Source organism: Thermanaerothrix sp. (assembly GCF_056331585.1).
In genome coordinates, this window is sequence record NZ_JBWGPQ010000001.1 from 61902 (window position 1) to 87238 (window position 25337).

At 49.3% G+C, this 25337-nt stretch carries 23 protein-coding genes and 2 tRNA genes; 16 read left to right on the top strand and 9 right to left on the bottom strand.

Annotation, left to right across the window (positions count from 1 at the left end):
- Nucleotide 1: 1 nt before the first annotated feature.
- The 10 genes from AC01YT_RS00330 (at nucleotide 2) to AC01YT_RS00375 (ending at nucleotide 9406) form a co-directional block, all read left to right on the top strand.
- Nucleotides 2–2158 carry a bi-domain-containing oxidoreductase gene (locus tag AC01YT_RS00330; protein WP_476672081.1) on the top strand — a complete coding sequence of 719 codons (2157 nt, stop codon included), beginning with the start codon at nucleotides 2–4 and terminating at the stop codon, nucleotides 2156–2158.
- Nucleotides 2159–2442: 284 nt separating this feature from the next.
- Entirely contained in the window at nucleotides 2443–4146 is a 1704-nt protein-coding gene (locus AC01YT_RS00335; RefSeq protein WP_476672082.1) for an alginate lyase family protein, read from the top strand.
- An 11-nt stretch (nucleotides 4147–4157) separates the two neighbouring features.
- Nucleotides 4158–5381 carry a glycosyltransferase family 4 protein gene (locus tag AC01YT_RS00340; protein ID WP_476672083.1) on the top strand — a complete coding sequence of 408 codons (1224 nt, stop codon included), beginning with the start codon at nucleotides 4158–4160 and terminating at the stop codon, nucleotides 5379–5381.
- Nucleotides 5374–6087 (top strand): response regulator transcription factor, encoded by a 714-nt coding sequence (locus AC01YT_RS00345; RefSeq protein WP_476672084.1) that lies wholly within the window; start codon nucleotides 5374–5376, stop codon nucleotides 6085–6087. Before AC01YT_RS00340 ends, AC01YT_RS00345 begins: the two co-directional genes overlap by 8 nt.
- Nucleotides 6088–7851, top strand: a complete 1764-nt coding sequence (locus AC01YT_RS00350) for a sensor histidine kinase (protein ID WP_476672085.1) — start codon at nucleotides 6088–6090, stop codon at nucleotides 7849–7851.
- A 41-nt stretch (nucleotides 7852–7892) separates the two neighbouring features.
- Nucleotides 7893–8318 (top strand): SRPBCC domain-containing protein, encoded by a 426-nt coding sequence (locus AC01YT_RS00355; RefSeq protein ID WP_476672086.1) that lies wholly within the window; start codon nucleotides 7893–7895, stop codon nucleotides 8316–8318.
- A gap of 44 nt (nucleotides 8319–8362) precedes the next feature.
- Nucleotides 8363–8436 (top strand) — tRNA-Val (locus AC01YT_RS00360).
- 55 nt (nucleotides 8437–8491) lie between these two features.
- On the top strand, nucleotides 8492–8617 hold the full coding sequence (locus AC01YT_RS00365; protein ID WP_476672087.1) for a hypothetical protein: 126 nt from the start codon (nucleotides 8492–8494) through the stop codon (nucleotides 8615–8617).
- Nucleotides 8618–8665: 48 nt separating this feature from the next.
- Nucleotides 8666–8890: a hypothetical protein gene (locus AC01YT_RS00370; RefSeq protein WP_476672277.1), complete on the top strand. Its 225-nt coding sequence runs from the start codon at nucleotides 8666–8668 to the stop codon at nucleotides 8888–8890.
- A 12-nt stretch (nucleotides 8891–8902) separates the two neighbouring features.
- Nucleotides 8903–9406: a tyrosine-type recombinase/integrase gene (locus AC01YT_RS00375; protein WP_476672088.1), complete on the top strand. Its 504-nt coding sequence runs from the start codon at nucleotides 8903–8905 to the stop codon at nucleotides 9404–9406.
- A gap of 135 nt (nucleotides 9407–9541) precedes the next feature.
- Here the strand turns inward: AC01YT_RS00375 and AC01YT_RS00380 are convergent, their stop codons facing one another.
- From AC01YT_RS00380 to AC01YT_RS00390, 3 genes are all read right to left on the bottom strand, one after another.
- A complete protein-coding gene (locus AC01YT_RS00380; protein WP_476672090.1) occupies nucleotides 9542–9781 on the bottom strand; it encodes a hypothetical protein in 240 nt (79 codons plus the stop codon).
- Nucleotides 9753–9926, bottom strand: coding sequence for a hypothetical protein (locus AC01YT_RS00385; RefSeq protein ID WP_476672092.1), 174 nt, complete (start codon nucleotides 9924–9926; stop codon nucleotides 9753–9755). Before AC01YT_RS00385 ends, AC01YT_RS00380 begins: the two co-directional genes overlap by 29 nt.
- A 301-nt stretch (nucleotides 9927–10227) precedes the next feature.
- Nucleotides 10228–11160: a magnesium transporter CorA family protein gene (locus AC01YT_RS00390; protein ID WP_476672093.1), complete on the bottom strand. Its 933-nt coding sequence runs from the start codon at nucleotides 11158–11160 to the stop codon at nucleotides 10228–10230.
- A gap of 188 nt (nucleotides 11161–11348) precedes the next feature.
- On the opposite strand from AC01YT_RS00390, the gene AC01YT_RS00395 reads away from it, so the two are divergent.
- Both AC01YT_RS00395 and ahcY read left to right on the top strand, forming a co-directional pair.
- Nucleotides 11349–12338, top strand: a complete 990-nt coding sequence (locus tag AC01YT_RS00395; protein WP_476672094.1) for a carbohydrate kinase family protein — start codon at nucleotides 11349–11351, stop codon at nucleotides 12336–12338.
- Nucleotides 12335–13594, top strand: a complete 1260-nt coding sequence (gene ahcY, locus AC01YT_RS00400; protein ID WP_476672096.1) for an adenosylhomocysteinase — start codon at nucleotides 12335–12337, stop codon at nucleotides 13592–13594. Before AC01YT_RS00395 ends, ahcY begins: the two co-directional genes overlap by 4 nt.
- A gap of 62 nt (nucleotides 13595–13656) precedes the next feature.
- Here ahcY and AC01YT_RS00405 read toward each other — a convergent pair whose 3' ends face one another.
- Both AC01YT_RS00405 and recA read right to left on the bottom strand, forming a co-directional pair.
- Entirely contained in the window at nucleotides 13657–14199 is a 543-nt protein-coding gene (locus tag AC01YT_RS00405) for an NBR1-Ig-like domain-containing protein (RefSeq protein WP_476672098.1), read from the bottom strand.
- A gap of 28 nt (nucleotides 14200–14227) precedes the next feature.
- On the bottom strand, nucleotides 14228–15271 hold the full coding sequence (recA, locus tag AC01YT_RS00410; RefSeq protein ID WP_399389869.1) for a recombinase RecA: 1044 nt from the start codon (nucleotides 15269–15271) through the stop codon (nucleotides 14228–14230).
- Between the two features lie 234 nt (nucleotides 15272–15505).
- Between recA and AC01YT_RS00415 the strand changes: the two genes are divergently transcribed.
- Nucleotides 15506–15580 (top strand) — tRNA-Pro (locus AC01YT_RS00415).
- A gap of 173 nt (nucleotides 15581–15753) precedes the next feature.
- Here the strand turns inward: AC01YT_RS00415 and AC01YT_RS00420 are convergent.
- Both AC01YT_RS00420 and AC01YT_RS00425 read right to left on the bottom strand, forming a co-directional pair.
- Nucleotides 15754–16170 (bottom strand): GNAT family N-acetyltransferase, encoded by a 417-nt coding sequence (locus tag AC01YT_RS00420; protein WP_476672100.1) that lies wholly within the window; start codon nucleotides 16168–16170, stop codon nucleotides 15754–15756.
- Between the two features lie 14 nt (nucleotides 16171–16184).
- The gene (locus AC01YT_RS00425; RefSeq protein ID WP_476672101.1) at nucleotides 16185–16718 is read right to left on the bottom strand and encodes a protein-tyrosine phosphatase family protein; all 534 of its coding nucleotides are present in this window, start codon (nucleotides 16716–16718) and stop codon (nucleotides 16185–16187) included.
- 116 nt (nucleotides 16719–16834) lie between these two features.
- On the opposite strand from AC01YT_RS00425, the gene AC01YT_RS00430 reads away from it, so the two are divergent.
- Nucleotides 16835–20287: a flippase activity-associated protein Agl23 gene (locus AC01YT_RS00430; protein WP_476672102.1), complete on the top strand. Its 3453-nt coding sequence runs from the start codon at nucleotides 16835–16837 to the stop codon at nucleotides 20285–20287.
- Nucleotides 20288–20418: 131 nt separating this feature from the next.
- The gene (gene surE, locus AC01YT_RS00435; protein ID WP_476672103.1) at nucleotides 20419–21303 is read left to right on the top strand and encodes a 5'/3'-nucleotidase SurE; all 885 of its coding nucleotides are present in this window, start codon (nucleotides 20419–20421) and stop codon (nucleotides 21301–21303) included.
- A gap of 27 nt (nucleotides 21304–21330) precedes the next feature.
- On the opposite strand, the gene AC01YT_RS00440 is transcribed toward surE, so the two are convergent.
- A complete protein-coding gene (locus AC01YT_RS00440; RefSeq protein WP_424911376.1) occupies nucleotides 21331–21708 on the bottom strand; it encodes a phage holin family protein in 378 nt (125 codons plus the stop codon).
- A gap of 35 nt (nucleotides 21709–21743) precedes the next feature.
- Nucleotides 21744–22676, bottom strand: a complete 933-nt coding sequence (locus AC01YT_RS00445) for a GNAT family N-acetyltransferase (RefSeq protein WP_476672105.1) — start codon at nucleotides 22674–22676, stop codon at nucleotides 21744–21746.
- A gap of 155 nt (nucleotides 22677–22831) precedes the next feature.
- On the opposite strand from AC01YT_RS00445, the gene AC01YT_RS00450 reads away from it, so the two are divergent.
- A complete protein-coding gene (locus AC01YT_RS00450) occupies nucleotides 22832–25318 on the top strand; it encodes an ATP-dependent Clp protease ATP-binding subunit (RefSeq protein ID WP_476672279.1) in 2487 nt (828 codons plus the stop codon).
- Nucleotides 25319–25337 lie beyond the last annotated feature (19 nt).

The window sequence follows — 25337 nt, forward strand, 5'->3', positions numbered from 1 at the left end:
CATGAAACAAGTATTGAAGAACCTGCGGGATGGGCGCACAATCGTGGCGGATGTACCGGTGCCTACACCTGGTCCGGAGATGGTGTTGGTGCGTAATTTTGCATCGCTGGTTTCGGTAGGCACTGAGCGGATGCTGGTTGCATTTGCCGAGAAGAACCTGCTGGGAAAAGCGCGCGCCCGACCGGACTTGATGCGTCAGGTGTGGGAGAAGGTGCGTCGTGAGGGTGTGGTCACGGCATTGGAGACGGCGTTGAATCGTTTGGACCAACCCATCGCCCTGGGGTATTCATCGGCAGGAATCGTGGTGGAAGTAGGGGAAGGCGTTCGTGATCTTCATCCGGGAGACCCCGTGGCGTGTGCGGGTGGTGGATATGCCGTGCATGCAGAATATGTGGTGGTGCCTCGTTTACTGGTCACGCGTCTCCCAGAGGGTGTTGATTTTGAAAGTGGTGCTTTTGTGACTCTAGGGGCGATTGCATTGCACGGTTACCGCCTGGCAGACACCCAACTCGGTGAGACGGTGGCAGTTATTGGATTGGGGGTTTTGGGCTTGTTGACATTACAGTTGGCCAAAGCCAGCGGATGCCAGGCGCTAGGGATTGATGTGGATCCCTGGCGTGTGGAGAAGGGGCGCATGCTTGGCTTAATGGCCGTGCCCCGCTCTGCCGCTGAGTCAACCGGTCGTGCCTTGACACAAGGTCGGGGATTTGATGCAGTTATTATTTGTGCCGATACCCCAACCAATGATCCGGTTGAATTAGCAGGACATTTAGCTCGGGATCGTGGACGGGTGGTAGCCGTAGGGGCGGTGGGTTTGGAATTACCGCGCAAGCTTTATTATGAGAAAGAATTATCGTTCGTTGTATCACGCTCCTATGGACCTGGGCGTTATGATCCCGCCTATGAGGAAAAGGGTCAGGATTATCCGCTGGGCTATGTGCGTTGGACCGAGGGGCGCAACCTTGAAGCTGTGGCTAATCTGATCGGGGCAGGCCTCTTAGATGTGAAATCGCTCATCACACACCGCTTCCCGATTGAGGCCGCTGACCAAGCATATACGCTAATTACTACGAAAGGGGCAGACTCAAGTCTGGGTGTACTGATTACCTACCCGCAATCGGAACAATTCTTACCCTCAGCCAAACGGATTAATTTAAGACCATCGAAGGAACCTTTAGTATCAAAGGTTAGATTAGGGGTATTGGGGGCGGGGAATTATGCCACGGCGGTGTTTCTCCCGATGATTCAAGCTTTCCATGAGGTTGAGAAAGTGGGGATTGTTTCGATGAGCGGATTGCATGCGCGACATGCTGCCGAGAAATTTGGTTTTGCCTTTGCAAGTTCAGATGAGAATGAGATTTGGCGGGATGCAACCATCAATACAGTTGCCATTCTAACCCGCCATAATCATCACGCGCGTCAGGTTGAACAGGCATTAACCCACGGTAAGCATACCTTTTGTGAGAAACCTCTGGCCATAACCTTGGAGGAGGTAGAACGGCTGGAGGCGTTGCTTCGTTTAGAGGATTTGCCTTTGTTAACTGTAGGCTTCAATCGTCGCTTTGCGCCCTTGGCGGAACGCCTAAAGGCATTTCTCACCAACTGTGGTCAGCCGATGCATGTTTACTACCGCGTTAACGCCGGGTATTTACCGCCTAATCACTGGTTGCATGATCCTCACCAGGGAGGTGGGCGTATCATTGGTGAAGGATGCCATTTCGTTGACTTCCTAGTTTATCTTATTGGGAATCCGCCCATAAGCGTTGAAGCCGTGTCGCTGCCCGATAACGGGGTCTATCATGAAGATAATTTTACGCTCATGTATGAGTTTGCGGATGGTTCGGTAGGTCTTGTATCTTATCTTGCTAATGGGGACAAATCGTATCCCAAAGAACGAATAGAGGTCTTTTGTGAAGGGAAGATTGCCGTTTTGGATGATTTTCGAACATTGGAAATAGTGGTGGAGGGTCGTCGCCGGGTATTCCGTCAACCGTTGCGCCAGGATAAGGGACATCGTGGCTTATGGGGGGCCTTTATGCAGGCGATTACGACCACAGGTCTACCTCCTATTCCATACGACCAGATCCTTGGAGTTACAAAGGCCACTTTGGCTGCCCGGGAGGCGCTAAGAACTCGCCGCCGGACTGAAATATTTTAAAGATAAGGAACTTGGGTTAGTGATCCGTGAACTCGTGGGAAAAGCTCTGGAAAACGCTCATAACCGTAGGGGCTGGTCAGGTTGCCCTTTTTCTCATCTATCGGTTAGGGTTGAAGGTAGGGTGGTGGCGACGAGTCTCTCAAAATTTTGGGGTTGATCCTGATAAGGTTCCAGAATTAAGGGGGGAGTTATTTGTTGTTCCCTCTCCAGACCACTTGAAAAACCTTTTAGGCGCTGAAGAAACTGACAGGATTTTGGCATTAGCGGATGAGATTTGCCAAGGAATGTTTCGCCCCTTTGGCGGCGACCCTGCACCTTTGGTTTTAGATCCTCCCTGCCCACTGAAGCCTTGGGATGTTTATCGGGACAATGTGGCAGGTGAGGATATCAAAATTGTGTGGGAACCAGCACGGTTGGGATGGGTTTTTACCTTGGGACGGGCTTACACCTTGAGCCGGGAAGAGCGGTATGCCCAAACCTGTTTGAGCCATCTTAAGCACTTTTTACAGGCTAACCCGCCGGGATATGGACCAAACTGGGCTTCGGGTCAGGAAGTGGCTTTACGCATCCCTGCCTTATTGTTTGCCCTGCAGGTATTCCAATCTTCATCCTCTTGGTTAAGCGAGGATCGGCGCTTTCTCATCTCCTCCATCCTTACCCATGCCCGACGTATTCCACCAACGTTTATCTACGCTCGCGCTCAGAACAATAATCATTTGATAAGCGAAGCCTTGGGGTTGTATCTGGTGGGTGTTTTGTTGCCCGAGTGGCCAGAATCTAAACAGTGGCGAGATATCGGTTGGCGCTGGTTAAATTGGGCTTTTCAGCATCAAATAGCTTCATCGGGCTGTTATGTCCAAAACAGCCATAATTACCATCGCTTGATGCTTCAACTTGCTTTGCTTTTCGTCCGTGCCTTAGCAATTGAAGGATGTGACCTACCCGATCTAACACGGGAACGGTTAAAAATGGCAGCGTATTGGCTTTGGGAACGGATGGATGTACGGTCAGGAGGAGTGCCTAATTACGGGCATAATGATGGTAGTAATATCTTGCCCTTTGGCAGTCATAGCATTATGGATTATCGTCCCACACTGCAAGCTGCAGGTCAATGTTTTGGACAAGGTCGTCCCTTGCCCTCTGGTCCATGGGATGAACTCAGTTTGTGGTTAGGGGTAAAGAAAGGGCCTTCTCAAGACTTCCCTTGTATCACCTCATCCCCTGGGATTATCAAACCATCGGGGCAATCATCTTGGGCTATGATGTATGGAGGTTCGTGCAAGGGACGCATCGCTCATGCCGATTTTCTCCACGTGGATTTGTGGTCTCATGGGATTAACTTGTTGCTTGACGCGGGAACCTATACCTATAATCTTCCCTCTCCCTGGAATAACGGTCTGGCAGGGACGCTGGTCCATAATACGTTAGTGGTTGATGGTCAAGATCAACTACAACGCTTGAGCAAGTTTCTTTGGAGCAAGGGCGGGAAAGTGCGATTTCTCGGACACCTTTCCGGTCCGGAGCAGCGTTGGACGGCTTTTCATGATGGTTATATAAGATTTGGCGTGGTGCACCGTCGTTCATTGGGGTGGCTGGGAGAAGGGCAATGGGAGATTACAGACGAAATCTTACCAGTGAACAGAAGGGGATCAGCACAGCATCAGTTTGATTTGCATTGGCTGATACGTGATGGGGAATGGGAAATTGACATTACACAGTTGAAGATCAAATATTCTCAATTCGGATTAGAGATGAGGCTACACTGGAGTTTTAATGGGGACAACATAGCCTTTTTCCCCATAATCGTTCGACTTATACGCCAAGGAAAAGCCATTTTTGGCCCGGCGGGTAATTTTGAGTACTTAGGCTGGTATTCTCCTACTTATCATCATCGTGTTCCTGCTTTATCGCTTTTGCTGACCTGGAAAGACGCGGTGCCATGCAAGATTGTGACCTCAATTGTGGTTGAGAGAGCGGGAAATCGTTAAAATAAGGTCTGATGCATATTTTATTGATCCATCAAGCCTATGCTTCTTTGAATGAACCAGGTGGGACTCGCCACGAGGAGATGGCGCGTTATTTGGTTGCCCGAGGACATCGGGTTACTGTGATTGCCAGCCCGGTTAACTATCTAAGCGGAAAGCCCCCCAATCCCTCAGAAAGGCGCTGGGTTAGTCGAAGGGAAATTGAACCCGGGTTAACCATTTTGAGATGTTATACCTATCCGGCGTTTCACCGCAGTTTCTTTCACCGCACATTGGCGTTCATGAGTTTTATGATCTCATCGTTTTGGGTTGGGTTAGGTATTCCGGACGTAGATGTGGTGTGGGGAACTTCTCCTCCAATTTTTCAAGCCGCAACAGCGTGGCTATTGGCATTTTTTAAACGAGTACCTTTCATTTTTGAGGTGCGGGATTTGTGGCCCAAGTTTGCTGTTGCGGTGGGGGTTCTGCGCAATCCCGTGCTTATTAAAGCCTCCGAAGGATTGGAGCGGTTTCTCTATCGTCGGGCTAAACGAGTGGTGGTAAATTCACCCGGATTTATCTCTCATGTTCAAACTCGCGGGGCTAAGTGGGTTGAATTGGTGCCCAATGGCGCAGACCCTCAAATGTTTGACCCAACCCTTAGCGGTGAAGGTTTTCGTCGCCGTTATGGCCTAGACGAGTCCTTTGTGGTTCTCTATGCTGGGGCTCATGGGCTTTCAAACGATCTGGGAGTAGTGTTGGACGCAGCCAACTTTCTGCGTGATCATTCTCAGATTCGATTTGTGTTTGTGGGTGATGGAAAGGAGAAATCGGCCCTGATGCGCGAGACTGAGGCGAAAGGCCTGAAAAATGTGGTATTTCTCCCTCCCTTTTCCAAACGTGAGATGCCTGAGGTGTTGGCGGCAGCCGATGCCTGCGTTGCTATTCTTAAGCCGTTAGAGGTTTATAAAACCACTTATCCTAATAAGGTGTTTGATTACATGGCAGCGGGGCGAGCGGTGGTCCTTGCGATCGATGGGGTCATTCGTCAAGTTGTGGAAGAGGCGGGTGCGGGTATCGCTGTCCCACCGGGCGATGCGCAGGCTCTGGCGAAAGCCATTTTATATTTGGCTGAGAATAGGGAGTTAACTAAGCAAATGGGTATGGCAGGACGCCATTGTGTCGAAGAGAATTTTCGCCGCGATCAAATGGCATGGCGAATGATGAAAATTTTTGAGGAGGTGGCGAAGGATGGGTGAGAAAATTTTGATTGTTGAGGATGAGACAACGTTACAGGAGGCGCTTGCCTATAACCTGCGTCGTCAAGGCTATGATGTCGAATTGGCGGGTGATGGCCAGGCCGCTTTGAATGTTGCGCGCCGCATTCGCCCTGACCTTATCATCCTGGATATTATGTTACCGGGAATGGACGGGTTTGAGGTTTGTCGCATTTTGCGCCAGGAAATGACTACACCGGTGCTCATGTTGACGGCACGGGATGATGAGATTGACCGGGTGGTTGGTCTGGAAGTGGGCGCTGATGATTACTTAACCAAGCCCTTTTCAATGCGCGAATTATTAGCGCGGGTAAAGGCTCTTTTACGTCGCGTACGAATGGTACGGGAAGAGATTGGTATGGGACATGGTCAAGTTGAATCTCCACAACCAGTTATCCAATATGGTAATCTGGTGATTAATAATGCGCGCCGTGAAGCCCTGTTGGATGGTCGTCCGCTCCCGCTAAAGCCCAAGGAATACGATCTTTTGCTTTATTTAGCCCAGCACCGGGGGCAGGTACTTACTCGAGAGCAGATTCTTGAGCGAGTTTGGGGATGGGAATACATTGGAGATTCTCGCACAGTAGATGTTCATATTCGATGGTTGCGGGAAAAGATCGAACCTGACCCCGCCAACCCGCGCCGAATTGTAACTGTACGAGGAGCAGGATATCGTTTCGAGGGTTAGATGCGTCCATCATTGATTTGGCGAATTACGCTGTCTGCTATGGCTTGGGCTGTCTTAGTGGCAGTGGTCGGAGGGATAACCGTACGATTATCATTTGAACATCTGTTGTTACAGCAACACGAAAGATATTTGCTATCCCAAGCGCAGATATTTGCTCGTCAGTTAGAGGATCTGCGACGAGAAGGGAATCAAGAAAGGGCTCAATCCGCTCTATTGGAATTCTCCCGTTCTGTGGAGGCATGGGGGGCTATTTGCGATCCAAATGGCAACATAAAAGTGGAAGGATGGGGGGAATCATGGACCTTTCCAAGGATTGATCGTGTACGTGCTATTGTCCAATCTGGCGCTATTTCAGATGAAGCGGGGGTTAAGTTTGTCAACAGTTCACTGGGATGGTTAGGAATTGCCACCGTTCCACTGCAGAATGGTGACAATGCCTTAACGATCGAGGTTTTGCGTGTAGCCATTTTTTTGGATAAGGCAGATCAAGCCCTCAAATCATTCACGTATTTATTGATCCTACTGGGTGGGGTAATGGTGATCACTGCATTAGGGGTAACGCTTCTCGTCTCGAGATGGGTTACCGAACCACTGCAATATCTTACGGAACGCATTCGCAATTGGCAAGGTAATGAAACCTCCCTTGATTCGATTCAGAGCCGAAAGGATGAGATTGGCTTATTGGCTCAGGCATTTTCGGCTATGGCCAACGAATTGCGTTCTCAGATTGAGGCTTTGGCTACTGAACGAGTTCAGTTTGATGCAGTTTTGGAATATATGACAGATGGGGTCGTGATTGTTGATGCCGAGGGCAAGGTGCGTTTAATGAATCCGGCTGCAGAACGCCTTTTTGAGGGCCGTCCGGGGGGATCGGTAGGAAAATCGTTGATTGAGGTCGTGCGTCATCATCAATTAGTGGATCTATGGCAAAAATCTCTCAACCACGATCGCCAGTACAATTTGACCTTGGAAATGACACCCAATCGTTCATTCGTCCAGGCGATAGCAACACCACTCGGGGGAACACTAAAAGATAACGTGCTTTTGGTTATTCAGGATTTAACCCGAGTGAGGCGATTAGAAACAGTGCGTAGAGATTTCATCAGCAATGTTTCCCACGAATTACGTACCCCACTAGCAACATTGAAAGCACTCACCGAGACGTTGCAAGAAGGGGCATTGGAAGATCCTCTCATGGCGCGGCGTTTCCTAGAGCAAATGGATAAGGAAATTGACAATATGACCCAATTGGTACGGGAGTTGCTTGAACTTTCACGGATTGAATCGGGTAAGGTGCCGCTTAATCGGCAGCCGATTTCCCCATCGATGCTATTGGAAAATGCAGCATCTCGTATGCGCTTACAAGCCGAACGGGTAGGGTTGACCTTAGAAGTACTAACAAATCCCGAGTTGCCAATGGTGTTGGCAGATCGGGAACGAATTGAACAAGTATTGATTAATTTGCTCCACAATGCCATTAAATTCACTCCACCTGGTGGTCGGATTGAACTTGGGGCTCAGCGTCGAGATGGTGAGGTTGTTTTTTACGTAAAAGATACTGGTGTAGGGATTAGTCCTGAGGCTTTACCCCGCATCTTTGAGCGTTTCTACAAAGCCGATCAGTCACGTTCGGGAGGTGGAACAGGTTTGGGCCTTTCGATTGCGCGTCATACTGTTGAGGCTCATGGTGGAAGAATTTGGGCTGAGAGCGAGGTTAACCGGGGGAGTACTTTCTTCTTTTCGCTTCCTATGGCTAATCCATAGTATTTGGATATAAAGTTAAAGGTCATAAAGGACGGTGTACAATGTTTGCAACCATTGAGTTAGCGGTTGAAGTGCCAGTGTATCCGGAACGAGTGTTTCGGGCTTGGTTAGATGGTTTTGAGTTCGCCAAAATTACCTGTCAACCAGCACACATCGTCCCTCACGTTGGAGGGAACTTATCGCTTCTTGGCGGAGAGGTCACCGGAATATTACGGCGGTTGGTTCCTTATAACCATTTAGAGATGACCTGGCAGATTCGTGGCAAAACCTCTGCATATGCCTCGCAGGTCGAAATCCGCATTGAACCCACCTGCACCGGTAGCCTGTTTCGAGTTTGGCATCATGGCGTGGATTTGAGCGAGGTTCAAGATGTGTTAAAATGGTGGGAAGAAAACATTCTGCGTCCCTTGCGGGCTCACTTTGAGAACTTAGTGGGCGATTATGTGGCGGATCTAAGCGATGGGTAGCAGGCTTAATCCTTGAAATTGAGTTATAATTTGGAAGCGCTATTGGGCGGATAGCTCAGTAGGTTAGAGCGCCTCCCTTACAAGGAGGAGGTCATGGGTTCGAGTCCCGTTCCGCCCACAGGTACGGTTTCTTCCCCGTTTTGACCGCCAAATCTCCAAATATGGCGGTCTTTATGTCTCAATCACTCCCCCAACGACTTCATCTCTCCAAAAACCAATCCTTTAACATTGCGTCTGTGGCCTTGGGTGATGCCTGGACGGATTTTGTCCTCTCGCGTCAGGCCATGCAATGCTCCTGAAAAACCCTTGCCAATTACACCCAAACACTGGGTAAATTCATCACCTGGCTGGAACGTCAGGGCACCACCTCACCTGACCAGGTCACCGCGCGGCACGTTCGCCAGTACCTGGCCCTGTTCCAAAACGCCGAAAGCCAAACCACCCATACCATTGCCAGCTGCATCCGTACTCTGCTCCGCTTCTGGCATAAAGAGGGTTACCTTCTGCACCCCGTCACCTTTGACATGCCCAAAATCCGCCCGAAGCGCCTGCCGTTCCTCACCGCCGAATAGGTCAAGCAGGTTTTGAACGTTTGCACCCTCAGGGAGAGAGTCGTTGTGCTTTTGATAGTGGATAGCGGCTTGCGCCGTCAGGAAGTCTGCAACCCGAAGCGGTCGGATATTGACCTGCAAACCGGCGTGGTGCGCGTCAGGCAGGGCAAAGGCCGCAAAGACCGGATAACGGTTGTCGGCGCAACCACCCGTCGAACATTGCTCAAATACTGGCGCGAATGCCCCAATCAAGCCGATGACGCCCCCGCCATCCAGACCGAAAACGGACAACCCCTCACCGGTTACGGATTGCAAGTCCTCTTACGGCGGCTATCCCACAAGTCGGGGGTGCGCTTTTCGGCTCACGCCTTGCGGCGGACATTCGCCACCCTCGCGCTCAAAAACGGCATGGATTTCGTCAGCCTGCAAAGCCTTCTGGGGCATGCGAACATTGCCACCACAAGGGCTTATATCCAGTGGCTGGATGACGACTTACTGGAAGCGCACCGGCGGCACTCACCGGTGGATCACTTGTAAAAAAGCCCCAGAACACCCGTTCTGAACTGTACAGGTCTTTTTTTTACCTTTCTGGCACAGAAAAGCCCCTCTCCGGGCTTCCTAGCGCGTCCTAGGGGCAATTTGGGGGCCTTCGTTGCCGTATGGTGAAGGGCGTTATTCACCCTCTTCGCCGCCGCCGTTGTCCTCATCCGCAACGTCACCCCACGTGACCACAACCACGGTCGGGCGGCCGTACTCCGGGCAATATTCGTTCCGTTGCGGTGGGTCACCATATGTGCTGAAGTGCACAATAAAGCGCACCTTGCCACCCGGCTGGTAGCCGCACGTTCCGCACCGTCGGCCTCTCACTTGGTTTAGTCGTTTTTCAATCCGTTTGAGTTTTTCTTCGTTCATTGAGCACCTCATTCAGTTTTTGTTCCAGTTCCACCAGTCGGCTTTCCAACGCGACCGCGTCACGCACCCACAAGGCAGCATCCAAGATGGCTTTAGCGGCTTCCTTCTCAATTATGTGGTGGCTAATATCTAGCTGGATGACCAAGGACGGCGGTTGTCTTCAGTATCCCCTGAGGTGTTGATTTCATCCTCTCAGGCAATTTCTATAAGGTTTCCAAGGCATGCAGGGTTCGCACCCGAGGTAAAATTTATTTCCAGGCAGGCATACTTAAACCGCATGTTTCCACGGATTTACAGCGGGCTCGATTTTTTTCACCCGGCTTTCTTCATTAGGTAAACATAAGGATATTGGGTTCCCAATCAGGGATTTATTTTTGAAAGATGCTTTGCTTTCGAATCAACATGCCAATTATTTTTATACTGGAAAAGATTTATAGGAGTAACTTCTAAAACCAGCGCCTGCGGGAGAAATAAATTGCTGTGATTGCGATCATGGAGACGCAGATAACTAAAATGACTTGCCAGGCAAATGAATACTCTTGAAGGGGGAGATCTACATTCATACCGTAAAATCCAGTCACAATAACTGGAAGATTGAGTAGAATTGTCACCGAAGTTAGGAATTTCATTACAACATTGAGGTTATTCGAGATAATCGAAGCAAAGGCATCCATCATACTGGTGAGAATGCTGCTGGAGATATTCGCCATTTCGATGGCTTGCTGGTTTTCAGTGATGACATCTTCAAGCAAATCTTCGTCATCGGGGTACATGCGAAACAATTGCGCTCGTTGTAGGCGTTCGAGTAAAAGTTCATTGGATTTTAGGGCGGTGGTGAAGTAAACCAGGCTTTTTTGATATTTTAAGAGTTCCATTACTTCGCGATTTTGCATAGAAAGTTGTAATTGGTCTTCGACCGCTTCCACAGTGTGGTTTATCTCACGCAAGTAAGCGAGGTAGAGATTGGCGGTGTTTAGCAAAATGCGCAACACAAAGCGGATCCGTTTGGCAGTGGAAAGATGGCGAATGCGACCTGAGGTGAATTCATTGATCACCTCATTGGGGTATCGGCACACAGTGACAATAAATTGATCGGTAAGAATGATCCCCAATGGGATTGTTATATAGGGCACATCCACCATTTGGCTTTGGAAATAAGGAATACGAAGCAGGATGAGCATCTTGCCATCGTCTTCCCGTTCAGTGCGAGAGCGTTCATCTAAATCAAGGGGATAAGTGAGAAAATCCTGAGGAATCCCTTCACAAACTAGTCTTTCAATCTCATCACTAGTGGGATCAATTACGTTTATCCAACATCCGCTGACGATGTTGGGAACGGTTTCAAGAACACCTTCTCGGCTGCGATAAATGGTGATCATCGTTTCTCTCCCTGGTGAGGATTTTATTGGGTGTTTGGATTTTACTCCCTATCCGATGATCCGCAAACCCTCACTCCATAAGGCTGTTCTATAACAGTGGCATTCATAAAACTATGAACCTAAATGGGGTATAATTGCCAAGCCTAAGACAGTGGGCAATCAAAATTTTTTCGCCTAGCCGTGAGAAGATGAAAACCATTTGCACCGGTTCAATCGCCTATGATTATCTAATGACGTTTCCGGGTCATTTCCGCGAACACATTGTGCCTGATCGGTTGGATTCCATCAGTCTTTCTTTTCTAGTGGATTCGATGGTACGCCAACGGGGGGGCGTGGCTACAAATATCGCCTACACCATGGCTCTGTTGGGGGATCGTCCTATTGTTTTCGGTACTGTAGGGGAGGATTTTGAGGAGTATCGTCAGTTTTTGGAAAGCGTTGGTGTGGATACACGTTATATTCGGGTTGTCCCCGGGGTATTTACCGCCTCATTTTTTGCCAATACCGATTTGGACAACAATCAGATCTGTTCGTTTTACCCGGGTGCAATGACCTATGCGCGTGATTTCAGCCTTATGGAATTCAAAGAAGGGCTTCCGGACTTGGTAATTATCTCGCCTAACGATCCGGTAGCTATGGATCGCTATGTTGAGGAATGTAAGGCGTTGGGAGTGCGGTATTTTTATGATCCCAGCCAACAGGTTGTACGCGTCAGTGGCGAAGAATTACGCCGTGGTGTGGAAGGAGCCTTTGGACTCTTTGTCAATGAGTATGAGTTTGAACTGCTCCAAAAACACACCGGATTAACCGCCGCGGCCATTTGCGCGAGCGTTCCTTTAGTTGTGGTAACCTTGGGGGCAAAGGGCGCTATTATTTATGCTGAGGGTAAGGAATTTCAAATTCAAGCGGTTAAACCCACTCACATTGCGGATCCAACCGGTGTGGGGGATGCCTTTCGCGCCGGATTTATTCGTGGTTTTCAACTTGGGTTGGATTGGATGACGTGTGGACAAATGGGGGCTCTGGCAGCGGCATACTGCCTAGAACGAAAAGGTCCTCAAAGCCACGTCTTTACCCGTGAGGAATTTGTCCAGCGCTTTCGCCAAAACTTTGGGGAAAATGATGCGTTGGTCAGCTTGCTTGAAGATTCTATCGATATGACGCGGAGGAATCCATGATCAAATACGACGTTAAGGATTTGAAACTTGCTGAGGGAGGGCGTCGGCGTATTGAATGGGCGGCCCGCGAAATGCCGGTATTGGCCTCAATCCGTGAGCGGTTTGCAAAAGAACAACCTCTTAAAGGATTACGCATCTCAGCCTGTCTTCACGTCACCACAGAAACAGCCAACCTGATGCATACCCTTCAGATTGGAGGGGCGGATGTTGTCCTTACGGCTTCGAATCCCCTCTCAACTCAGGATGATGTTGCCGCCTGCTTGGTCACCCATTACGAAATTCCCGTTTTTGCTATTAAGGGCGAGGACAATGTTGTGTATTACAAACACATCCATGCAGCGCTGGATCACAAACCTCACCTAACCATGGATGATGGGGCTGATCTCGTAAGCACATTGCATAAAGAGCGGCGGGATTTGCTGGACAACATTATCGGTGGAACCGAGGAAACCACAACCGGCGTCATTCGATTGCGCGCAATGGCAGCGGATAGGGCATTGGCGTATCCCATTATCGCGGTCAATGATGCTTTGACCAAGCATTTATTTGATAACCGCTATGGCACGGGGCAATCTACGATTGATGGGATTATCCGGGCAACAAATATCCTTTTGGCCGGAAAGAACTTTGTGGTTGCTGGTTATGGTTGGTGTGGTCGCGGCTTGGCTATGCGGGCGCGCGGTATGGGTGCCAATGTGATCGTGACTGAGGTGGATCCGCTCAAAGCCCTAGAAGCCGTTATGGATGGTTACCGGGTGATGCCAATGATTGAGGCTGCCAAGATTGGCGATATCTTTTGTACTGTGACCGGGGACATTAACGTCATTGATCGGCATCATCTCGAAGTGATGAAAGATGGCGCTGTATTGGCGAATTCGGGTCACTTCAATGTGGAGATCAATATTCCTGCACTTGAGGAAATGGCAGTTAACAAACGGCTTGTGCGTCCTTTTGTCGAGCAATATGAATTGAAGGATGGGCGTTCGATCTTTTTGCTGGGTGAAGGGCGCTTAATTAATCTGGCAGCAGCAGAGGGCCATCCGGCTAGTGTGATGGACATGTCCTTTGCGAATCAAGCGCTGAGCCTGGAGTATCTGGTTAAGAACGCAGCAAAAATGGAACGAAAAGTGTATAGCGTGCCCGAAGAGATTGATCGTGAAATTGCTCGACTAAAACTGGCGGCTATGGGAGTTGAAATTGATACACTGACACCACAACAAATAGCCTATTTGAGTTCATGGGAGGAAGGAACCTAATTCAATCCTCTGAAACGAAAAAAGCCTCTGCACGTATGTGATTTAAAAGCAGAGGCTTTTTATTATGGTGTTGGAGGTGCGGAAACGACCTCAATGTCAATGAAAATAGGATCACCGAAAGGAAGGTCGTTAGGATCAAACGCCTGCCAAGCACTACGATAGCGTCCTTCTTTGGACGGGGCCTGAAAGAAAATCCGCAATACGGCACGCTCACCACGGCGGGCGGGAAAAAGCGGTTGTTCAGAAGCGTTTGCACCTAAAATGGAGCCGGCAATTAGACGCAAATGGTAGCGGGCATCCCAATCACAGGTCCCGCTATTGATGACTTCCCATCTTTTATCAATGATGGCATTAACTGGAACTTGTGATCCATCAGGGATGGTAAGGTCGCTGATAAATGAGAGATTGTTTTCACATTGATTTGTTGGTGTAGCCTCGATAGCGGGATTGTTCGATTGGGCCGGTATGGTTGGAATAATGGGCGGAATGAATGGGGTTGAGCGAGAGTAATCAACGACGGAACGTTGCGGTGCAAGGTTTTTGCAACCTGTTAGAATCCCGCCCAGGAGGGCTAGTAACAGGTAGAGCCGGTGGAGGTTGGGCATCGAAAGCGTCTCGGATGACCGTTAGCGTTCACAATTCCTCAAGGTCAGCTTCCTCAGCTCCGCCTGCCAAAGATAGTGGAATCTCACCGCTCAGAGCCCGTTGACGGATGGCAATCTCGATCTCTTGGCATAATTCGCTATTTTGGCGTAAGAATTCCTTGGCGTTCTCACGTCCTTGACCGATGCGCATGTCGCCGTAGGAATAAAAGGCACCGCGTTTCTGGATAATACCGTATTCGGTAGCCAAATCAAGAATATCACCGAACTTGGAGATGCCCTCGTTATACATGATGTCGAACTCGGCGGTTCGGAAAGGTGGCGCCACTTTGTTTTTAACTACACGAGCGCGGACACGGTTGCCGATTACCTCGGCGCCAACCTTAATGGATTGGATGCGGCGGATATCCAAGCGCACTGACGCATAGAATTTCAGGGCTAACCCTCCAGGGGTGGTTTCAGGATTGCCGAACATAACGCCGATTTTTTGGCGCAACTGATTGGTAAACACCACCGCCGTTTTTGTTTGGTTAATGGCGCCAGAAAGTTTACGCAGTGCCTGGGACATAAGGCGGGCTTGCATTCCCATGGTCGCATCGCCCATATCCCCTTCAATTTCGGAGCGAGGAACTAAAGCGGCTACTGAGTCAATAACGACCAAGTCTACTGCACCGGAGCGCACCAGTGTTTCAGCAATTTCCAATGCCTGCTCGCCGGTATCGGGCTGTGAAATGAGCAGATCCTCAATATTGACACCCACCCGTGCGGCGTAACTGGGATCTAGCGCATGTTCCATATCAATGTAAGCCGCTGTGCCGCCCATACGTTGGGTTTCGGCGACCAGATGCAGGCATAAGGTTGTCTTTCCCGAGGCTTCAGGGCCAAAGATTTCAGTGATCCGCCCGCGTGGGATTCCTCCCACACCTAATGCGATATCAAGTGACAGGGAACCCGTTGGGATGACCTCTACGGTTAAGTGCTGGGCTTCACCCATGCGCATAATAGCGCCATCACCATAGCGCTTAATAATCTCGCTCAATGCCTTATCCAAAACGGCGCGTTTGGCCTCGTCCATGCCCGGATTGGAGTCAGAGTGACTGGGAAGGGGCTGAGCGGGGGGAACAGGTTTGCGCGGCATATCGATATATCTCCTCTCACAATGGATGGAATAATTATAAGCGTACTCTCCAAAACAAGGCTGCTTACATTATAGCACTTATGTTCAATTAGTGATGAATCTATTTACCCCAAAATGAGGAATAAAAAGGTTGCGGTTTAGAGCATTTGCGGTATAATCATAATCAATCCACGGGGCGTGGCTCAGCCCGGCTAGAGCGCTGCGTTCGGGTCGCAGAGGTCCCCGGTTCAAATCCGGGCGCCCCGACTGAGAAGGTATGAACCAATCTGACCTAGCCCCTGCTTGAATTATCCGGCAGGGGATCTGTTTTTTGGCACTTGGTTTGAGGAACCACTAGGTGAATGGGTTGATTCTCAAAAGAGATTAACCTATTCAATCGATTTTTTGGTTGCAACGGAGTGGTTTTTTGAATGTCAGATTTAGAGATTGTAGGACATGATGAGAAGTTCATTGCGGGGATACCAGCCGAGGAATGTCCAGAATGCAATCCCATCAGCGTTGTCCGTATAGACGAAAAGATGGGCTTTCTCGACCCCCATATTTTTTAGGGCATCTAGACAACGAGTTACTAAGGCTGTGCCAATGCCTTGACGGCGATATTCGGGATGGACCGCCACATGATACAAATAAGCGCGCCGCCCATCGAAACCGCATAGCAATGTACCTACAATTTTACTTTCGTCTTTCGCAATCCAATTCAGGCCCGGGTTGCGTTCTAGAAAATGGGCTAAGGATTGGGGAGTGTCGGTCTGACTTAAGCCAACCCCAGGACTCGTTTTCCACAAGGCGATAGCTTCTTCGCAATCTTCTGGTTGGAACGGGAGAATGGAGATCATGAGCGTTTTCCTATTTATTCACCGATTTGCCATGAGAGAATCATCGCCCATTGCTCATCAGTTTCGGGTGAAGAACGCCACCACTTTGCGGTTTCTCGGCGCAGGATTTGCAAACGTTCGAGGGCTGCGGGTCCACTAAGGCCATGGCGTACCAGGTAACAGCCCACCACGGTTCCGGTGCGACCAACCCCGCCCCAGCAGTGTACGTATAGCCTTTTTTCGTTTAAGATCACATGGTCTATATGATCAAGAATAGCTCGCATCGTAACTCGGGTAGGTATACCCAGGTCAGGGATTGGATAGCGAGTGTAGCTTACTTCAAAGTTTCTCTTCTTGGCTTCTTGAAAAAGCAGATCACGATAAGGCTCGAGCTCACCTTCCCAGGTCAGGTCTATGAATTCCCGAATCCCTATATCCAACAAGGCATTCAGGCGTTGCTGCGAGCGATTCAGATTTGGGTCACCCGGATATTCGCCAGCGAGAAACTTATCAGGGACAACCCAGTAGGCGTCAGGTAGAAAAGGCGTTAATGGAAAGTGAGTGGTCATCAGGATGGGTGGGATTTAGGAAGTAGATGAGAGTATAATTTCGCTAGTTTGGGCAGCCATATGTAGACCTGCTTTGAAATTCTACCTCAAACCTGCAATCTGAGGATCGCACAAAGATGAACGCTCAACATGCTGAAAATGTTCACTGGTTAGACCGGCCGGTATGGAAAGCTTTCCCTCAAATCCATTGGGAGACGCTTATAATAATTGTGATTCTGGGTTTGGCTCTCTTCACCCGTTTCTACCATCTGGGTGACCGGGTGATGAGCCATGATGAGGTCAATCACGTTGTGCCTTCTTGGGAGCTCTACATGGGGAGAGGGTATCGGCATGATCCGATCACCCATGGACCATTTCAGTTTCATGTGGTTGCTCTTTCCTATTTCTTGTTTGGAGATAATGATTTTACGTCCCGAATACCGGCGGCCCTTTTTAGCGTGGCAACCATTATGACGGTGACATTGGGGTTCCGACGTTATCTCGGACGAAATGGTGCCATCATTGCGGGGGTTCTCTTTCTGATTTCCCCTTATATGCTTTTTTATGGCCGTTACACACGTAATGAGGCGTTTGTTGCCTTTTGGGGGGTTGTCACCTTACTTGCGGTTTTAAAATATCTGGAAGCCGGGGAAAGGCGTTGGCTTTACATTTTAACTGCAGTAACTGCGTTACAGTTCGCGACCAAAGAAACGGCCTTTATTTATACCGCCCAATTGCTTCTCTTCTTGGCACTCCTATTTATGGTAAGAAGTGTACACTTCCCCTGGCCGGAAGCACGGAAACACTTTTTGTTTAATCTGGCTTTGGCCGGGGCTTTGTTTGTCCTCGTTCTGGCAATCGTTTTAGCCGGGTGGAATGCTATTACGAATCGTTCTGGTGCGCCAGCAGAGGCGGGCGGGGCAAACCCGCTTCAGATCATCGAAGCCGGTTTAGCGTTAGTGGCGGTGGTTTTAGGCGGTATGGCCGGAGTTATCTTGCTGCGTGAGGTAGGATGGGAATTTTTGAAACAAGAACGAAGCCTGGATATGCTCCTCTTGATCGGTACGTTGATTTTGCCTCAATTGACGGCCTTTCCGGTCAAGATTTTTGGGGTACTTCTAGGGCAAAATTGGAATCCCTTGGATTACTCATCGGTGGGAATCCTCCGTAGTGGCATTGTGTTACTGATCTTAACCTTGGTCGCTTTGGGCATAGGCCTGGTGTGGAAGCCGCGGCTTTGGTTAACGAATTTCGTCCTATTCTATGGCATATTTACTGTGCTCTACACCACGGTGTTTACCAATGGATTTGGATTCTTTACAGGAATTGTGGGATCACTTGGATACTGGTTGGAGCAACAGGGAGTAAATCGGGGTACTCAACCGTGGTATTATTACGCCTTTTTGCAAATTCCCATGTATGAATATGTCGCGGCACTGGGAACACTGCTCGCAATTTACTTCGGTTGGCGGTATCACCGTTTCAGCCAGTTGCCAGGGGACTCTCCTATAACAATCGAAGTACCTTTTACTGAAAATCCGCAATTAAATTTAGATGCAAATCTGACTCCCAGGGTTTCGGAAGATGTTGCAAAGGTTGAATTTACAAAGCCACCCGTCGAGGAAAGCCTACCCGTTCTTGGTTTGTTGGTCTTTTGGGGAGTAACCAGTCTAGGGGCTTATTCTCTGGCGGGCGAAAAGATGCCTTGGCTGACCGTTCATATTGCTCTGCCCCTGTTATTAGGTGCAGGATGGGGGTTAGGGGCGTTAGTAGATCGTATCCCTTGGTCACTTTTGAAGCAGAGTAGCGCATGGGTGGGCTTATTACTAATACCAGTTTTTCTTAGTGCAATTGTCGGCGCACTTATGGCATGGCTCGGACCGGTGGTGCCTTTTAGTGGTTATACGTTAGAACACCTTCAGGTGACGACGACATTTCTATTTGCAAGTGTGACGGCTTTGCTAAGTGGATGGGGAATATTTTACGTTTTCCGAGGATGGCGCAGATTAGATTGGATCAAGTTAATTGTCTTATATACCTTTGGTTTCTTAGGGGTGCTTACCTTTCGAACTGCGGCAACGGCAGCTTATATCAACTATGATACGGCAAAAGAATTTTTGGTATATGCGCATGCAGCCAGCGGACCTAAAGAGATCCTGGCGCAGGTAGAAGAAATCTCACGTCGTCTTACGCGTGGATTGGATATTCAGGTGGCTTATGATAATGATGCCCTTTATCCCTACTGGTGGTATTTCCGGGATTATCCCAACAAACGCTATTTTGCAGATAACCCCACGCGGGATTTGCGCGATGTGCCAATCATCATCGCAGGTAACAGCGCCAATTGGAGCAAGTTGGATGCGATTACCAAAGGTGAGTTTGTTCAGTTTGAGTATATGCGCCTGTGGTGGCCCATGCAGGATTATTACAACCTAACTTGGGATCGTATTTGGGGGGCTATCCGCGATCCCAAGATGCGCGCTGCAGTTTTCCAAATCTGGCTAAACCGGGATTATACGGCATATGCGCAATTAACCGGAAATCAGAACCTGACATTGGAGAAATGGGAACCGAGTGCAAAATTGCGTTTTTATGTCCGCAAGGATGTTGTGGCTCAGATGTGGAATTATGGGGTACTGCCAGAGCAGGTACCTACGGTCGAGGTGGACCCCTATCAAAAGGGAATGGTGCAACTTACGCCGGACCTGGTAATAGGACAAGTGGGTTTGGCAGGGAATCAGCCAGGGCAGTTCCAGAATCCGAGAGGCGTTGCCATTGCACCAGATGGTTCAATTTACGTTGCTGATTCGCGCAACCATCGCATTCAGCATCTTAGCGCGAGAGGTGAGGTTTTGCAGGTATGGGGAAGTTTTGCGGATAGTTCTACCGGAGAAGCACCGGGTGGCACGTTCAATGAGCCTTGGGGTGTAGCTGTTGGACCGGATGGGAGTGTTTACGTTGCCGATACCTGGAATCACCGCATTCAAAAGTTCACCCCAGATGGTCAATTTGTGACCATGTGGGGTTATTTTGGTCAGGCTGAGCGTCCTGATGCTTTCTGGGGGCCGCGGGGTGTGGCTGTGGATGCACAAGGACGTGTCTTTGTTACAGATACAGGAAATAAGCGAGTTGTCATCTTCACATCAGAGGGACAGTATATTGCCCAATTTGGCGGTGCAGGGGTAGAGGCCGGCAAGTTTGATGAGCCCGTAGGTATTGACGTGGATACGGAAGGAAACATTTACATAGCAGATACTTGGAATCAACGTGTCCAAGTCATTAAGCCTGATTTTTCAAATAACCTCTTTATCCCGGTTCGCGAATGGGAGATTTCGGGGTGGTATGGTCAATCGCTGGACAATAAACCTTTTCTTTCAATATCTCCCTTAGGGCATGTGTTTGTAACGGATCCTGAGGGTTATCGAGTGCTCGAATTTGATGCACAGGGCAATTTTGTGCGGGGATGGGGGGACTACAGCACGGGAACGGATGGTTTTGGTCTACCTTCCGGAATAGCAGTGGATTCCCAAGGGCGAGTTTGGGTCAGCGATGCCGGGAACCATGTGCTTTTACGTTTTGTGTTGCCCTGATCAAACATTGTGAGCTTAACTACCTAACTTTTTGATCAAATTTTATCTATTCGTTTATTTAACCTTAACACCCCCTCAAAGGGGCGTTAAGGCTTTAAAGGTATGCTGTTGAGTAAAGAGGTAAATATAAGATGAATGAGCAAAATCGAGGATGTCCCCACATATTAGTAACCAATGATGACGGTGTGTTAGCGCCAGGGTTATTAGCTCTTGTTCAGGCTATGCAACCTCTAGGGGAGGTAAGTGTTTTAGCACCAGAACGCAATTGGTCAGGTGGAGGACATGTAAAGACTCTTGATTGCCCTTTGCGTGTCAGAGAATACCGGTTGGTAGGTGGTGCTTTGGCCTACGCTGGCGATGGTGCACCCTCTGACTGCGTGTCCTTAGCACTTCTGGGGTTCTTCAAAAAACCTATAGACTTGGTCGTATCGGGAATCAATCAGGGTGCCAATCTTGGGCATGATGTTACCTACTCCGGCACAGTAACCGTCGCCATGGAAGCGGTTATTGCTGGAGTGCCGGCGGTGGCATTTTCGCTAGAGATTTGTGAAAATGGAAGGACTACCGTAGACTACCAACCGGCGGCTCAATTTGCCTTTAAGATTGTGGCTCAAGTTCTCAAGTATGGTATTCCATCAGACGTCTTATTGAACGTAAATATCCCCGCACTGCCTGTTGACAAAATTCGGGGTATTCGAGTGACCCGGCAGGGATTGCGCGTTTATCATAATCGTTTGGATGAACGGATTGATCCGCGCGGTAAGCCATATTATTGGATTGGCGGTGATGTTCCAACAGGTGTGCCAGAACCAGGGACTGACGTAGGGGCTTTGACAGAGGGTTACGTGTCTGTGACCCCTTTATACCTTGACCTGACTGCTTACCGCGTTTTGTCTGATCTTTATACCTGGGAGTGGGATGCGGCTCTAATGATAAATGAAAAAGAAAAACCAGTATCCCATTCTGATCTAGAAACCACAACCGTCCAATGCCTGGCTGATGTGCTGGATAAATGAACAGTTGTGAACCCCCTGCTTGAGGGTTTACTTTTTGCGCATATCCTCGATAAAGAATTGACTAACAAAGAGAATAAGGCTGACGATCAACGAGCCGAGGAAGGCGCCCCAAAACCCACTGACCGTGAAGCCAACTCCAAATTGGTTTCCAACCCAGCCGGCTAGGGCGAACAAAGCCGTATTGATCACCAGAATTCCAAGCCCTAAGGTCAGGATGATAAAAGGGCAACCTAAAACCACCAGGATGGGACGGACGATTGCATTGATAATGCCAAAGATCAATGCTAACCAAATAAAGCTCAACCAGTTATCGGATGAGGGCTGGATATATTGAGGGCTGAGCAGGGCGACAGCAACATAAAAGGCTAAGGCAGTCACCAGCAAGCGAACAATGAAACGTTTCATTGCTATTTCCTCCAAAAAATAGTTTTCTAGGGTGATTATAAGGGTAATTCCATCCAAATGAGTGTTTGTTGGGGATAAAATCCGCAGTCTAAAAAAGTTTCATCAAATTCACCCGCCGGAAAATTAATGGATAGAGGACGACGCCGACCAAATTTTTGGCGCATTAAAGGAAGCAATACACGTAGCGCTTGGGGTGTTTTTTGAGGGTTAGGGGCAATCCATAACCAATCGGCGTAATGAGATGTGGCCTCCCAAGTGCAGAATCCAAGATACTCCTTCTGCTCGAACGCTGTAAAATGCCATAAAGGTAATTCCCCCAGTAAATTGCGCAAGGCATTGAGAAAGCGGGGTCTAAAGCGCTCAAAATCCAACGATAGATTCCATGCGACCTGTTCGGGATAAATGTGGTTTAACCACGTAGAATGCAAAGGCCATTCATGGGCACGGCGTGGTCTAATAGATAAGAAAGAAAAGTGCGTTTGCAATACGATAGTGGGATTGGTGACCCATGTAGTGCGCCGAGCACGCTCTTGAAAGCCCAATCTTTCATAAAGGCGTAGCGCTACAAGATTGTCAGCGCGAACTTGTAACCAAACGGCAGGATAGTTCCAGGATTTTAGATAGTGGATGGCCTTTTCCGTCAGACGGCGGGCAATGCCGCGACGTCGGTAGTTGGGGTGAACAGCAACATTGACGATAAGTGGATAACGTGAAGTTGTCTTGGGAAGAATGATCTCCAGATTGCCTACAATACGCCCATCCTCTTCCCAAACAAAACCACTCACGGATGGACCGAGGTTTCCATTAGGTAGAGCTCCCCAAACCCGCATGCGCCTCAAATATTCCCATCCATCGGGGTCCATAGTATCGGCAAAGCAGATCTCAATTAAATCAGCAACGGCTTGAGTATCCTGGGGTAAGCGCAGAGGGCGAAGGTGAGTTTTCTCGTTGATCATGCTTCCGGTCATAAGGGTATTTTACTCCTGCTCCCGTCAACCCCCTCGTTTATCGTTTGTTTCGTATATAAATTTCTTATGCAAGGCTTCTATTTTGTTAATCGAGAGGTGCTATAATCCTCTTAAGATAATTTTACTCTGGCTATTAGAAGGATGTTACGCCTATGATGCGATTTGACCGATTTACCGAACGAGCGCAAGAAGCGGCGCAGCGCGCGGCTGAGATTATTCAGCGCTATGGCCATAACCAGATTGACACCGAGCACATTCTGTTGGCGCTGATTGAACAGCCGCAGGGTGTGATCCCACAAATTTTGGAAATTCTTAAGGTGGATGCCAGCATGCTGGCAGACCGCCTGGATTATATCTTACGCACCAGCCCTAAAGCCAGCATTTTTGGAGGTGGAGCGGGCCAAATTTTTATCACGCCTCGGGTGAAACGCATAATTGACCAGGCCAACGAAGAGGCCAATCGGCTTAAAGATGAGTATATCTCTACGGAGCACATCTTTTTGGCCATCCTGAGCGAACGCAATACACCCGCGGCGCGTTTGCTGGAGGGGTCTGGAATTACCCGCGAGCGTGTCTTAGACGCCATCATGCAGATTCGCGGGGGGCAGCGGGTGACAGATCCGCAGGCCGAGACGCGTTATCGAACATTGGAGAAGTACTCGCGGGATTTGACTGCATTAGCACGCGAGGGCAAACTGGATCCGGTGATCGGGCGCGACCAGGAAATCTTACGGGTGATGCAGATTCTCTCCCGCCGAACCAAAAACAACCCGGTTTTGATTGGTGAAGCCGGTGTGGGTAAAACGGCCATTGTAGAAGGTCTAGCCCAGAAAATTGCGGCAAACGATGTGCCGGAAATCTTAATGGGTAAGCGGGTGGTACAACTTGACCTGGGGGCAATGATTGCCGGAAGCCGCTTCCGTGGCGAATTCGAGGAACGTTTAAAGGCCGCAATCGAAGAAGTTCAACGTTCGGAGGGCGAGATTATTCTATTTATTGACGAACTCCACACCGTAGTTGGGGCCGGAGCGGCACAGGGCGCTATGGATGCCTCGAACATGCTCAAGCCGGCATTAGCACGGGGAGAACTGCAATGCATTGGGGCGACCACTCTGGATGAGTACCACAAGTATATTGAGAAAGATGCGGCGCTAGAGCGTCGTTTTGCTCCCGTCTATGTGGATGAACCCTCGATTGAGGAAACGATTGAGATGTTACGCGGCTTGCGTGATCGGTATGAGGCGCATCATAAGGTGCGTTTTTCCGATGAGGCTTTGGTAGCGGCCGCGCGTCTATCGGCTCAATATGTGACCGAACGCCATTTGCCAGACAAGGCTATTGATCTTATTGATGAAGCCGCTGCTAAGTTGCGAGTGGCCTTGTATTCGCTTCCTCCAGAGTTGAAGAAAATGAAATCCGAAATTGACCGTCTTCAAGCTGAAGAGGAACAGGCTGGGCTAGAGCGAGATTATGAACGTGCGGCGCGCAAGAAAGCTGAACGGTTACGCCTGCAGGAACAGTTTGAAACGTTACGAGATCAGTGGGAAGCCGAACACAAGTTGGATGAAGTGGTGGATGTGAATGATATTGCCGAGGTTGTGGCTCAGTGGACGGGAATCCCGGTCAGCCAGATGATGGAGTCAGAAGCGGAGCGATTGGTGCACATGGAGGAACGGCTGTCCGAACGCGTTATTGGACAGGAAGAAGCAATCAAAGCCATTGCGGATGCAATCCGACGTGCCCGGGCGGGGCTTAAAGATCCCCGTCGTCCGATTGGATCTTTCATCTTCATTGGACCTTCTGGCGTTGGGAAAACCGAATTGGCCAAGGCATTAGCCGAGTTTCTGTTTGGCGATGAAGATGCCTTGGTACGCCTGGATATGAGTGAATATCGAGAACAGCATACCGTATCGCGCCTTTTCGGTGCTCCACCGGGCTATGTTGGCTATGAGGAAGGTGGCCAGTTAACCGAAGCTGTGCGACGGCGACCTTACCGGGTGATACTCTTCGATGAAATTGAGAAGGCTCATCCTGAAGTGTGGAATGCTCTGCTGCAGATTTTGGACGAAGGTCGCCTGACAGATGGGCAGGGCCACGTGGTTGATTTCCGCAACACTGTGCTCATAATGACCAGCAACCTCGGCACTGAATTTGTGCGGCGGGGTGGTACACTGGGCTTTTTGCCCGAAAGTCACAATGACGAAGATCGGTTGAATCAGGAAAAAATTCAGAAGGCGCTCAAGAGCACCTTCCGACCCGAGTTTCTCAACCGTATTGATGAGATCATCATGTTCTCGCCACTGACACAGGAGCACATGTATAAGATTGTGGATCTTCAGATGAAAGAGGTGCGTCAGCGGTTATTAGAACACGGGTTGGATGTTGAACTCACTCCAGCGGCACGGCGTTGGTTGGCAGAGATTGGGTACGATCCAAGTTTTGGGGCTCGACCTTTGAGGCGAGCGATTCAGAAATACATCGAGAGTCCGCTTTCGGTGAGCATTCTCTCCGGCCAGTTCCGGGTTGGGGATAAGATTATCGTGGATTATCAGGAAGGTGATACGAAACCCGTGTTTCGGCGGGCAGATGAGGTAAAAGAACCTTCGCTTCAAGAGCAGTCTGCCGAGTCTTCTAGAAGTTAATACCTGGGGTAAACAAGTA